9 protein-coding genes and 1 pseudogene are annotated in these 12,235 nt (G+C 68.5%); 6 read left to right on the top strand and 4 right to left on the bottom strand.

What is annotated here, in order from left to right; translation table 11 throughout:
• Window positions 1–71: 71 nt before the first annotated feature.
• From rpsL to M878_RS94325, 6 genes are all read left to right on the top strand, one after another.
• On the top strand, window positions 72–443 hold the full coding sequence (gene rpsL, locus M878_RS65955; RefSeq protein ID WP_003948652.1) for a 30S ribosomal protein S12: 372 nt from the start codon (window positions 72–74) through the stop codon (window positions 441–443).
• A 2-nt stretch (window positions 444–445) separates the two neighbouring features.
• The gene (gene rpsG, locus M878_RS65950; protein ID WP_003998848.1) at window positions 446–916 is read left to right on the top strand and encodes a 30S ribosomal protein S7; all 471 of its coding nucleotides are present in this window, start codon (window positions 446–448) and stop codon (window positions 914–916) included.
• A gap of 39 nt (window positions 917–955) precedes the next feature.
• On the top strand, window positions 956–3,082 hold the full coding sequence (fusA, locus tag M878_RS65945; RefSeq protein ID WP_023547408.1) for an elongation factor G: 2,127 nt from the start codon (window positions 956–958) through the stop codon (window positions 3,080–3,082).
• A 154-nt stretch (window positions 3,083–3,236) separates the two neighbouring features.
• Window positions 3,237–4,430, top strand: a complete 1,194-nt coding sequence (gene tuf / locus M878_RS65940) for an elongation factor Tu (RefSeq protein WP_023547407.1) — start codon at window positions 3,237–3,239, stop codon at window positions 4,428–4,430.
• 466 nt (window positions 4,431–4,896) lie between these two features.
• Window positions 4,897–7,599: a helix-turn-helix transcriptional regulator gene (locus M878_RS65935; protein ID WP_023547406.1), complete on the top strand. Its 2,703-nt coding sequence runs from the start codon at window positions 4,897–4,899 to the stop codon at window positions 7,597–7,599.
• A 147-nt stretch (window positions 7,600–7,746) separates the two neighbouring features.
• On the top strand, window positions 7,747–8,733 hold the full coding sequence (locus M878_RS94325; RefSeq protein ID WP_078630303.1) for a 3-oxoacyl-ACP synthase III family protein: 987 nt from the start codon (window positions 7,747–7,749) through the stop codon (window positions 8,731–8,733).
• Window positions 8,734–8,777: 44 nt separating this feature from the next.
• Here the strand turns inward: M878_RS94325 and M878_RS48000 are convergent.
• From M878_RS48000 to M878_RS65920, 4 genes and pseudogenes are all read right to left on the bottom strand, one after another.
• Window positions 8,778–9,824: pseudogene (locus M878_RS48000) on the bottom strand (alpha-hydroxy acid oxidase); the annotation flags it as partial.
• Window positions 9,821–10,063, bottom strand: coding sequence for an acyl carrier protein (locus M878_RS65930; RefSeq protein ID WP_023547404.1), 243 nt, complete (start codon window positions 10,061–10,063; stop codon window positions 9,821–9,823). The gene M878_RS65930 and the pseudogene M878_RS48000, both read right to left, overlap by 4 nt.
• A 23-nt stretch (window positions 10,064–10,086) precedes the next feature.
• Window positions 10,087–11,034, bottom strand: coding sequence for a beta-ketoacyl-ACP synthase 3 (locus M878_RS65925; protein WP_023547403.1), 948 nt, complete (start codon window positions 11,032–11,034; stop codon window positions 10,087–10,089).
• Window positions 11,031–12,227: a cytochrome P450 gene (locus M878_RS65920; RefSeq protein ID WP_023547402.1), complete on the bottom strand. Its 1,197-nt coding sequence runs from the start codon at window positions 12,225–12,227 to the stop codon at window positions 11,031–11,033. The genes M878_RS65925 and M878_RS65920 overlap by 4 nt, the downstream gene beginning before the upstream one ends.
• Between the last annotated feature and the right edge of the window lie 8 nt (window positions 12,228–12,235).

Below are 12,235 nucleotides of genomic sequence, written 5' to 3'. Positions count from 1 at the left end.
ACACCCGACCGCGTGGGTCGGCGACGTTCCAGGTTAGCTGTACCCATCGGCACACAGAAACCGGAGAAGTAGTGCCTACGATCCAGCAGCTGGTCCGTAAGGGCCGGCAGGACAAGGTCGAGAAGAACAAGACGCCCGCACTCGAGGGTTCCCCTCAGCGTCGTGGCGTCTGCACGCGTGTGTTCACGACCACCCCGAAGAAGCCGAACTCGGCCCTGCGTAAGGTCGCGCGTGTGCGTCTGACCAGCGGGATCGAGGTCACCGCTTACATTCCGGGTGAGGGACACAACCTGCAGGAGCACTCCATCGTGCTCGTGCGCGGCGGCCGTGTGAAGGACCTGCCGGGTGTTCGCTACAAGATCATCCGTGGCTCCCTCGACACCCAGGGTGTCAAGAACCGCAAGCAGGCCCGTTCCCGCTACGGCGCCAAGAAGGAGAAGTAAGAATGCCTCGTAAGGGCCCCGCCCCGAAGCGCCCGGTCATCATCGACCCGGTCTACGGTTCTCCTCTGGTCACGTCGCTCATCAACAAGGTGCTGCTGAACGGCAAGCGCTCCACCGCCGAGCGCATCGTCTACGGCGCCATGGAGGGCCTGCGCGAGAAGACCGGCAACGACCCGGTCATCACGCTGAAGCGCGCTCTCGAGAACATCAAGCCGACCCTCGAGGTCAAGTCCCGCCGTGTCGGTGGCGCCACCTACCAGGTCCCGGTCGAGGTCAAGCCCGGCCGTGCCAACACCCTGGCGCTGCGCTGGCTGGTCGGTTACTCCCGCGCCCGTCGCGAGAAGACCATGACCGAGCGTCTCCTCAACGAGCTTCTCGACGCCTCCAACGGCCTCGGTGCGGCCGTGAAGAAGCGCGAGGACACCCACAAGATGGCCGAGTCCAACAAGGCCTTCGCGCACTACCGCTGGTAGTCGCTACCCACATCGAGACCGAGAGAAGACTGAAGCCTTATGGCTACCACTTCACTTGACCTGGCCAAGGTCCGCAATATCGGGATCATGGCCCACATCGACGCGGGCAAGACGACCACCACCGAGCGGATCCTGTTCTACACCGGCGTGTCCTACAAGATCGGTGAGGTCCACGACGGCGCTGCCACCATGGACTGGATGGAGCAGGAGCAGGAGCGTGGCATCACGATCACCTCTGCTGCCACCACCTGTCACTGGCCGCTGGAAGACGTCGACCACACCATCAACATCATCGACACCCCGGGCCACGTCGACTTCACCGTCGAGGTGGAGCGCTCCCTGCGCGTGCTCGACGGTGCCGTGACGGTGTTCGACGGCGTCGCCGGCGTCGAGCCGCAGTCCGAGACGGTGTGGCGTCAGGCGGACCGCTACGGCGTTCCGCGTATCTGCTTCGTCAACAAGCTCGACCGGACCGGTGCCGAGTTCCACCGCTGTGTCGACATGATCACTGACCGCCTGGGCGCTCAGCCGATCGTGATGCAGCTGCCGATCGGCGCCGAGGCCGACTTCAAGGGCGTCGTCGACCTCGTGACGATGAAGGCCCTGGTCTGGTCCGCCGAGGCCACCAAGGGCGAGATGTACGACGTCGTCGACATCCCGGACACGCACACCGAGGCTGCCGAGGAGTACCGCGGCAAGCTGCTCGAGGCCGTGGCCGAGAACGACGAAGAGATCATGGAGCTGTACCTGGAGGGCGTGGAGCCCACCGTGGAGCAGCTGTACGCCGCGATCCGTCGTATCACCATCGCGTCCGGCAAGGGCACCGGCACCACCGTGACCCCGGTGTTCTGTGGCACCGCGTTCAAGAACAAGGGCGTCCAGCCCCTGCTCGACGCGGTTGTGCGCTACCTGCCGTCCCCGGTTGACATCGAGGCCATCGAGGGCCACGACGTCAAGGACCCCGAGGTCGTCGTCAAGCGCAAGCCGTCCGACGAGGAGCCCCTCTCGGCGCTGGCGTTCAAGATCATGAGCGACCCGCACCTCGGCAAGCTCACCTTCGTCCGGGTTTACTCGGGCCGCCTGGAGTCCGGCTCTTCGGTGCTGAACTCCGTCAAGGGCAAGAAGGAGCGCATCGGCAAGATCTACCGTATGCACGCCAACAAGCGTGAGGAGATCGAGTCGGTGGGCGCCGGCGACATCGTCGCCGTCATGGGCCTGAAGCAGACCACCACCGGTGAGACGCTGTCCGACGACAAGAACCCGGTCATCCTGGAGTCCATGGACTTCCCGGCGCCGGTCATCCAGGTCGCCATCGAGCCCAAGTCGAAGGGCGACCAGGAGAAGCTGGGCGTCGCGATCCAGCGCCTGGCCGAGGAGGACCCGTCCTTCCAGGTCCACTCGGACGAGGAGACCGGCCAGACCATCATCGGTGGTATGGGCGAGCTGCACCTCGAGGTGCTGGTCGACCGTATGCGCCGTGAGTTCAAGGTCGAGGCCAACGTCGGCAAGCCGCAGGTGGCCTACCGCGAGACGATCCGCAAGGCCGTCGAGCGCGTCGACTACACCCACAAGAAGCAGACCGGTGGTACCGGTCAGTTCGCGAAGGTGCAGATCGGCATCGAGCCGCTCGAGGGTGGCGACACCTCGTACGAGTTCGTGAACAAGGTGACCGGTGGTCGTATCCCGAAGGAGTACATCCCTTCGGTCGACGCCGGTGCGCAGGAGGCCATGCAGTTCGGCATCCTCGCCGGTTACGAGATGACCGGCGTCCGCGTGATCCTGCACGACGGTGCCTACCACGAGGTCGACTCCTCCGAGCTGGCCTTCAAGATCGCCGGTTCGCAGGCCTTCAAGGAGGCCGCGCGCAAGGCTTCGCCCGTGCTCCTTGAGCCGATGATGGCCGTCGAGGTCACCACGCCCGAGGACTACATGGGTGAGGTCATCGGCGACATCAACTCCCGCCGTGGCCAGATCCAGGCCATGGAGGAGCGGGCTGGTGCCCGCGTCGTTAAGGGCCTCGTGCCCCTGTCGGAGATGTTCGGCTACGTCGGCGACCTCCGCAGCAAGACGTCGGGTCGCGCAAGCTACTCGATGCAGTTCGACTCCTACGCCGAGGTTCCGCGGAACGTCGCCGAGGAGATCATCGCGAAGGCCAAGGGCGAGTAACGCACCGCGTTCACACGCTTTAGGCTTGACTCCGGAGCCGCCAGGGGCATTCACCCGCATTCGTGGGGGATTGCCCCCGGCCCCGGGCTTTCCAGCAAAGATCACCTGGCGCCGATGAAGCAAGGCGTTCAGAACCACTCCACAGGAGGACCCCGTGGCGAAGGCGAAGTTCGAGCGGACTAAGCCCCACGTCAACATCGGCACCATCGGTCACATTGACCACGGTAAGACGACCCTCACGGCCGCCATTACCAAGGTGCTGCACGACAAGTACCCGGACCTGAACGAGGCCTCGGCCTTCGACCAGATCGACAAGGCTCCTGAGGAGCGCCAGCGCGGTATCACCATCTCCATCGCGCACGTCGAGTACCAGACCGAGGCGCGTCACTACGCCCACGTCGACTGCCCGGGTCACGCGGACTACATCAAGAACATGATCACCGGTGCCGCGCAGATGGACGGCGCCATCCTCGTGGTCGCCGCCACCGACGGCCCGATGCCGCAGACCAAGGAGCACGTGCTCCTGGCCCGCCAGGTCGGCGTTCCGTACATCGTCGTCGCCCTGAACAAGGCCGACATGGTGGACGACGAGGAGATCCTGGAGCTCGTCGAGCTCGAGGTGCGTGAGCTCCTCTCCGAGTACGAGTTCCCGGGCGACGACGTCCCGGTCGTCAAGGTCTCGGCGCTCAAGGCGCTCGAGGGCGACGCCGAGTGGGGCAAGTCCGTCCTGGACCTGATGGACGCCGTCGACTCCGCCATCCCGGAGCCGGAGCGTGACGTCGACAAGCCGTTCCTCATGCCCATCGAGGACGTCTTCACGATCACCGGTCGCGGTACGGTCGTCACCGGCCGTATCGAGCGTGGTGTCCTGAAGGTCAACGAGACCGTCGACATCATCGGCATCAAGACCGAGAAGACCACCACCACGGTCACCGGTATCGAGATGTTCCGCAAGCTGCTCGACGAGGGCCAGGCCGGTGAGAACGTCGGTCTGCTGCTCCGCGGCATCAAGCGCGAGGACGTCGAGCGCGGCCAGGTCATCATCAAGCCGGGCTCGGTCACCCCGCACACCGAGTTCGAGGCGCAGGCCTACATCCTCTCCAAGGACGAGGGTGGCCGCCACACGCCGTTCTTCAACAACTACCGTCCGCAGTTCTACTTCCGTACGACGGACGTGACCGGCGTGGTGACCCTCCCCGAGGGCACCGAGATGGTCATGCCGGGTGACAACACCGAGATGAAGGTGGAGCTCATCCAGCCCGTCGCCATGGAAGAGGGCCTGAAGTTCGCCATCCGTGAGGGTGGCCGCACGGTGGGCGCCGGCCAGGTCACCAAGATCGTCAAGTGACCTCGTTGAGCGTCTGACGCGACGCACGAACGGGCCCATGTGACCTCGGTCGCATGGGCCCGTTCGCATGTGCGGTCTTGATAAGGTTGCTTCCGAAACGGGAGGAGCCGGTGATGCCTGTGTGCATTTCTGAGCTGAAGCGTCACCTTGTTGAGGGCCGATTCTCAAGACCAGAACCCGGTTGGCACTGACCGGGCAGACTTACGGCCAATCTCGATCACCGGACAGGTGATCTCGATGTGTATCCGGTCATACGTCACATGCCATCTGTGTATATGCCATAGGTATCTTGCTCCGTTGACCAGGCGGGGCTTTCTCCACGCGGCTTCTTTCACCACGCGTGTCGACAATCACCGACGTGCCGTCAGCTTCTGCTGACACGCCGTTCGGGTCATAGCTGTACTTGCCGGAAGCTCATCCGGCGACCGACCGATCCACGGGGGATCCACGGGGGAGGAGTAGGTCCATGTCTCTTGTCGAGCGTGACCATGAGCTCGACCTGTTGTATCAGCGTTTGTCCGACTGCCTGGCCGGTGCGTCATCCGTCACTCTCGTCGGAGGAGCTCTCGGCCTCGGGAAGACCGCGCTGCTGCAGACCCTGTCGGCGAGAGCGGCGGAGTCGCCCTCGGTGACGGTACTCACGGCGTACGGGAACCGCAGCGGCCAGCCCGAGCCGCTCGACACGGTCACTCAGCTGCTCCGCGGTGTGGAGCTGTCCGCGGACGACAGGGAGGAGATCGGGCACCTGCTGGCCAAGGGCCGGCAGGCCGCGCTGGCCGGTGACCCCGGTGTCGAATGCGTGGACCAGGTTCCCACCGGCCTCTTCCACCAACTCGCGGCCGGGCTGGTCCGTGCCCTGGGAGACCGGCCGCTGGTCATCCTGATCGACGACGTCCACCTCGTGGACAGCGCCTCGCAGCAGTGGCTGCTCCATCTGGCCAGGTATCTCACAGAGCTGCGGGCCATGATCGTGCTGACCAACTGCGAGGGGCCCAACCCCGTATCTCCGTTGTTCCACACGGAGTTGCTGCGGTTGCCCTCGTACCGGCGGCTGACCCTCAAGCCGATCTCGCCGGCCGGGGCCGGACAGATCGTCAGCATGCTGTCCGGCGAGGACGACGCGGACCTCGGCGCCGGGTTCCACGTCATCACCGGTGGCAACCCCCTCCTGTTGCGCGCGTTGGTCCAGGACCGCATGGCGGCCGGCAGCGCACCGGGCACCCTGTTCCGGCAGGCGGTGTTCGCTTGTCTGTACCGTTCCCAGCCGCAGGTGCGCTGGACGGCCGAGACCGTGGCGCTGCTCGGAGACTGTGCCAGCCCCGCGCTCGTGGGCAAGCTGCTGGACCTGGGCGAGGAGGAGGTGGCGGCGAATCTGGACGCCCTGCGGGCGATGGGCGTCCTGGCCGACCTGGGCTTCCGCCACCCCGACATCCGGTCGGCCGTACTGGAGACCTGCCAGGAGCGGGCCCAACTCCACGCGTCGGCCGCGCGGTTGCTCTACTGGGAGGGCTCACCCATCTCCGTGGTGGCCGAGCATCTGCTCGCCTCCGGCCGGGCGGCGGAGCCCTGGCAGGCCCAGGTCCTGGAGAGCGCGGCCGATGAGTCGAGGGACCCTGAGCAGGCCAACGCCTATCTCGAACTGGCCTACCAGGACAGCGCGGACACCGGGCATCGAACGCGGCTCGCGTTGCGGCTGGCGCGGAGTGCGTGGCGTACCCAGCCGGCCACGGTGGCGGGGAGTCTCGTCCGTCTGGAGCGGCTGCCCCAGACGGAGTACGGCACGATCCTGGCCGTCGCCGCGCACCGGTTCTGGTCGGGCAATCCACGGGAGGCCGCCCGTGGCCTGGAGGAGGCGACGACCCGGGTGGCGGGCCGGGACGACCATGCCGCGATGGCCCTCTGGGTCGCACGGTTGTGGCTCTCGACCGCCTGTCCCGCTCTGCCGGAGCCACCGGACCTCCCGGACGCCGTCGAGCCCCAGCTCGGCGTGGACCAGACCCGGCGGGCGGCGAGCGCACTGCGCGCGCTGGTGCGCGGTGAGTGCGCGGACACCAGCGCCGCACAGGCGCAGGAGGTGCTGCGGATCGTCTGGCTCGACGACGGGATGTCGGCGTGGGCGGCCGCGATCGCGGTGACCGTGCTGTGCCACGCGGAACGGCTGGACGCCGCGGCCGCGGCATGCGACCGGCTCCTGGAGGGGGCCGGCCGGCATCGCGGGTGCGAGGGCATCTTCGCCGTATTGCGGGCGGAGATCGCCGTGCGGCAGGGCAATCTGCCGCTGGCGGAGCGGTATGCGCAGGAGGCGGCGGACCGGTTGCCGGTCGCGCACTGGAGTCTGATGGCGGCAGTCCTGCAGGGGATCCGGCTCGCGGTGGCGGTCGGCAGCGGAGATCTCGCGCGGGCGGCGGCGCTGGCCAGCGCGCCCCTGCCCGAGGCCCTGCTCGACACCCGCTATGGCATGCGCTACCTGTACCGGCGTGGCCAGTACTACCTCGCGGCCGGTCAGTCGCACGTGGCGCTGAGCGACTTCCTGTCGGCGGGACGGCTCGCCCAACGCTGGGGAGTGCGCCTGCCCGCGCTCGGGGAGTGGCGGGTGGGCGCCGCCGAGGCGTATCTCGCCATCGGGAATCCCGCCCAGGCGCGGCGACTGCTCGACGAACAACTCGCGTTGCTCGGACCCGGCGACCACCGGATCCGCGGCTCGGCGCTACGCGTTCTCAGTGGGCTGGTCCCCCGGAGCGAACGGATCGCCTGCCTGCGTCAGGCGGGCGACGCGTCCAGGGCGGGCGGCGACCGCCTGGAACTGGCCCGGGTCGCGGCCCAACTGCACGACGCATGCCGTACGGCGGGCAAGAACGACCTGGCGAAGATCGCCGCGTTGCAGGCGCTCAAACTGGCCGACGAATGCCGTGCGGTTCCGTTGCAACGACAGTTCGTCGCTCATCGTCCCCCGGCTCCCGCCGCCCCGGGAGACATCGAGTCCGACAGGCTGACGGTGTCGGAGCTCAAGGTGGCGTCTCTGGCGGCACGCGGGCACACCAACCGTCAGATCGCGGGTGAGCTCCACGTGACCATGAGCACCGTGGAACAGCATCTCACCAAGGTTTACCGGAAGTTGAATGTGAGACATCGCAAGGAGCTGGTGTCCCGCATGGAACACGCCGTCTGAGAGAACCGCATCCCGGGCGCGCCGCAACGGAGCGGCGTGCCCGAGGTTCGTGCTGCCCTGTGGCTGGCCGTATTGTCCCGCTTCATTCCGCGCCGTCCCTTGTGCGCTCCCGCGCGCCAGGCGCGTCCCCATGCGAAGGGAAGATGTGTGCCCATAGGAATCCTGGACGTCGGCTCGTACGTGCCGCCGACGGTCGTCGACAACCACCGGATCAGCCTGTGGACCGGGAAGCCGGCGGACTGGGTGACGGAGCGGACCGGGGTGCTGGAACGCCGCTACGCGGACCCCGGCACCACCACCTCCGACCTCGCCGTACCCGCGGTGCGTGACGTTCTCGACCGTCTCGACGACCAGCAGCGGCAGCGACTGGCCGCGCTGATCGTGGCGACGTCCACGCCGGACGTGCCCCAGCCGGCCACGGCAGCCATCCTCCAGCACAAACTGGGACTGCAGGGACTGGCCGCCTTCGACGTGAATGCCGTGTGCAGCGGTTTCCTGTACGGACTGGCGGTCGCCGAGGGAATGCTCGCCACTCGTCGGCACGGGTCGTACGCGATCCTTGCCGCAGCGGACATGTTCTCCACGATCATGGACCGCTCGGACCGGCGTACGGTGAGCCTGTTCGGCGACGGCGCGGGCGCCGTACTGCTCGGGGAGGTACCGGACGGGTACGGCATCCAGGCCATCCGGCTCGTCGCCAACGGCGAGCTGCACCACTACGTGGGCGTCGAGGCGGGCGGTACGCGCACGCCGCTGGACGACCGGGCGCGCAGCGCGGGGGAACATCTCTTCCGCATGGACGGCCGTGCCGTACGCGATTACGCGCTCTCGGTGCTCGACAAGCTCACCGGCGAGGTGCTGGAGGAGTGCGGGCTGCGGCTGGAGGACATCGGGCGGTTCGTCCTCCACCAGGCCAACACCAGGCTGATCGAGACATTCGCCGATCGGGCCGGGATCGACCGGGCCAAGGTCGTCTTCACGGCGCCCCGGCTGGGCAACACCGTGGCCGCGTCGATCCCGCTGACACTGCAGGCGGCGCAGGAGGAACGGCCCTTCGAGCGCGGTGAGCGAGTGCTGCTGGCCGCGGTGGGCGGCGGGATGACGGCTGGGGCGGCGGTGCTCACCTGGTACTGACAGGGAAGAGGGCCGAGGACGGTCAGGGCGCGGGCATCGCCGACGGTGCGGCACCCGGTGATGGCCATGGCGGTGTCCAGTTCCGCTCGCAGCAGCTCCAGGGCTTCGGCCACCGCCTCCTCCGCGCCGACGGCGAGTGCCCAGAGTGCCGGACGGCCCACGAGCACGGCGTCCGCGCCGAGCGCCAGGGCGCACAGGATGTCGCTGCCCGAGCGGATGCCGCCGTCGAACAGGACGGTGCAGCGATCGCCCACGGCGTCGCGCACCCGGGGAAGCACGGCTGTGCCGGCCACCGACCGGTCGAGCTGCCGGCCGCCGTGATTGGACACCACCACCGCGTCGGCTCCGACCTCCGCCGCGCGGGTGGCGTCCTGCGGGTGCAGGATGCCCTTGACGACCAGGGGGAGCGATGTCTGGGCGCGCAGCCACTCCACGTCGGACCAGTTCAGCGACGGATCGAAGGTGAGCGCCGTGTGCCCGGCGATGGCCGAGTTGCCCTCGTGGCGTTCCCGGGCCGCAGCATTCTGCTCCGCGCCGAAGTTGGCGGCATGGATGTGGTCGGGCAGGCTGAAGCCGCACCTGAGATCGCGCAGCCTGCGTCCCATCACCGGCATGTCGGCGGTGAGCATGAGGGCGCCCACGCCCGCGGCCTCGGCCCGCTGGATCAGCTCCCGGGTCTGGCCGCGGTCCCGCAGCCAGTACAGCTGGAGCCACAGGGCGCCGCCGACGGCCGCGACCTCCTCCAGCGCGACGCTGCTGAGCATCGGAAGGACGAAGGGCACCCCGGCCCGCTTGGCCGCGCGGGCCATCGCGTTCTCTCCGTCGGGGTGCAGCAGTTTCTGGTACGCCATCGGCGCGATCGCCACGGGCAGCGCGCAGCTGTCCCGCAGCAGCTCGCCCCGCGTACTGCGCCGGCTCACATCGGCGAGTACCCGGGGCACCAGTCGTATCGCGCGCAGCGCCTCGGTGTTGAGATGAACGGTGGACTCGTCGCCGGCGCCGCCTGCCACGTACCCCCAGACATCGGCGGGCAGTAGCGAGGCGGCGGCGGCGGACAAGTCCTCGAGGCAGACGGGGACCGGACGGCTCATCCGGTCCTGAGCTTCGCGACGTAGCCGGCCAGCTCCCCCACCGAGCCGAAGTCGTCCAGTTCCTCGTAGGGGATGAGCACGTCGAAGACCCGCTCGGTGGCCGAGATCAGCTCGACCGTGGACAGCGAGTCCATGTCGAGGTCCCGCCGGAACGCGGTGTCGGCGGTGATCGCGCCCGTGAACTCGGTCTGCTCGCGGATCAGTTCGGCGAGCCTGTCCAGGATTTCTTGCTCCGGCATCGGAATGATGACCTCCGGCTCTCTCAATACAGGGTGACGACTTGTCCGGCGTAGGTGAGGCCGGCGCCGAAACCGAGGAACAGGGCCCGGTCGCCGGGACGTACGCGGCCCTCCTCGCGCAGCCGGCACAGCGCCAGCGGGATGGAGGCGGTCGAGGTGTTGCCGCTGTCCACCACGTCACGCGCGACCTGGTCGGGTTCGAACTTCAGCTCGGTCGCGATCGCGTCGATGATGCGGCGGTTGGCCTGGTGCAGCACCAGCCACGCCACGTCCGACAGCTCCACACCGGCCATCGCGCACGCTCGTCGCGCCGCGGTCGGCATGTGGTCCAGCGTCCACTTGAAGACCTGGCGGCCCTTCATCGCGATGTGCTCGCCGTCCTCGGGCACCCACAGCGCCTCGCGGTGCTCACCGGCCGAGCCCCACACGGCCGGGCCGATGTCCAGGCGGTCCGAGGACGAGACGACGACGGCGCCGGCACCGTCGGCCAGCAGCGCGTAGACGTCGGAGATATCCGGTGTGGTCCAGTCCGTCAGCCGCTCCGAACCGACGACGAGGACGTGCCGTGCGTTGCCGAGCCGCACCGCGTCGGAGGCCACGGCGATGCCGTAGGTGAGGCCCGCGCAGGCCGCGTTGAGGTCGTAGGCGCCCGCGCCCGTGCAGCCGAGGCGGGCGGCGAGCTCGGGCGCGCCGGACGGGATCGGCCGCAGCATGGTCTGGGTGGCCAGGATGACGAGGTCGATCTCGTCCGGGGTCACGCCCGCGTCGCGCAGCGCGGCGCGGGAGGCGTGCTCGCCCATGTCGACGATGCTCTCCCCGTCACCGGCGTGCCCTCGCGTGTGGATGCCGGTGCGGGTCTCGATCCATTCCACGGTGACGGGAGCCCGCTCGGCGATCTCCTCGTTGGTGACCGTGCGCCGGGGCCGGTATCCGCCCAGCCCACTGATCCGCGAGCCGGACACCGCGCTCACCACTCCACCGGGAGGGTGCGCAGCGTGCGGATGACCGTGACCATCTGGTGCCACCACTCGGCGGGGTCGCCCGCGCCGAGGCGCAGCGTCGGCAGCCGCCGGGCCAGGGCCGCGAAGACGGCCTGCAGCTCGACGCGGGCGAGCGCGGTGCCGGCGCAGTAGTGCGGGCCGTGGCCGAAGGCGACGTGCGGGTTGTGCTCGCGGGTGAGGTCGAGGGTGTCCGGGTTCTCGAAGACCTCGGCGTCCCGGTTGGCGGACGCCAGCAGGGCCAGCATGGGCTCGCCCTCGCGGACCGTGTGCCCGCCGATCTCGATGTCCTCGGTGGCGTAGCTGCCGAAGCCGAAGATGTCGCCGATGGAGATGAAGCGCAGCAGCTCCTCGACCGCCGTCGGCACGATCTCCGGCCGCTCGCACAGCTCCCGGTACTTCTCCGGCTGGCTCAGCAGCACGTAGACGGAGTTGGCGATGTGCGCGGTCACCGGGTCGTGACCGCCCAGCAGCAACGAGATCACCGCCTTGCACAGGTCCTCCTCGGTGAACCTGTCCTGCGCGTCCCACTGTGCGACCAGGGCGCTGACCAGGTCGTCTCCGGGTTCCTTGCGGCGCCGCGCGATCAGGGAGGCGGTGTACTCCATCAGACCCATGAAGTTCGTCATGAACTCCTGCGGCGCCAGGCCGGCGGTGACCAGCAGTGCCGAGGACCAGGCGTGGAACTGCTCGCGGTCCTCCTCGGGCACCGCGTACATCTCGCAGTTCACGGCCACCGGGAACGGCTTGGCCAGCGCCGTGACCAGGTCGGCGGAGTCGCCTTGGGCCACCATGGCGTCGATCAGGTTCTCGGCGATGGACTCGATGCGGGGGCGCAGGCCCTCGATCCGCTTCTTCGTCAGCGCCCGCGCCACCATGCGGCGGGCCTCGGTGTGCTCGGGCGCGTCCATGAACGGGATGGTGTGCGCGTAGCCGCCGGGGCTGAAGCCGGGTGCGTTCTTGCCGAGCGCAGCCTTGCGGCTGAAGCGGGATTCCAGCAGGAACGCGCGCACGTCGGCGTGGCGGGTGGCCATCCACACCGGTTCGCCGAAGGGCAGCTGCATCTGCGGCACCGGATCGTCCCTGCGCAACTCGTCGTAGGCCGGATAGGCGTCGAGCCGGTCCAGCGGGCACAGGGGGTGCACCTTCGGTGCGGGTTCGGTCATCGCGGAAG

Origin of the sequence: Streptomyces roseochromogenus subsp. oscitans DS 12.976 (genome assembly GCF_000497445.1) — a bacterium.
GTDB classification, from domain to species: domain Bacteria; phylum Actinomycetota; class Actinomycetes; order Streptomycetales; family Streptomycetaceae; genus Streptomyces; species Streptomyces oscitans.
Note: the sequence above shows the minus strand (reverse complement) of the source record. Positions and strands in the feature narration are given on the sequence as shown.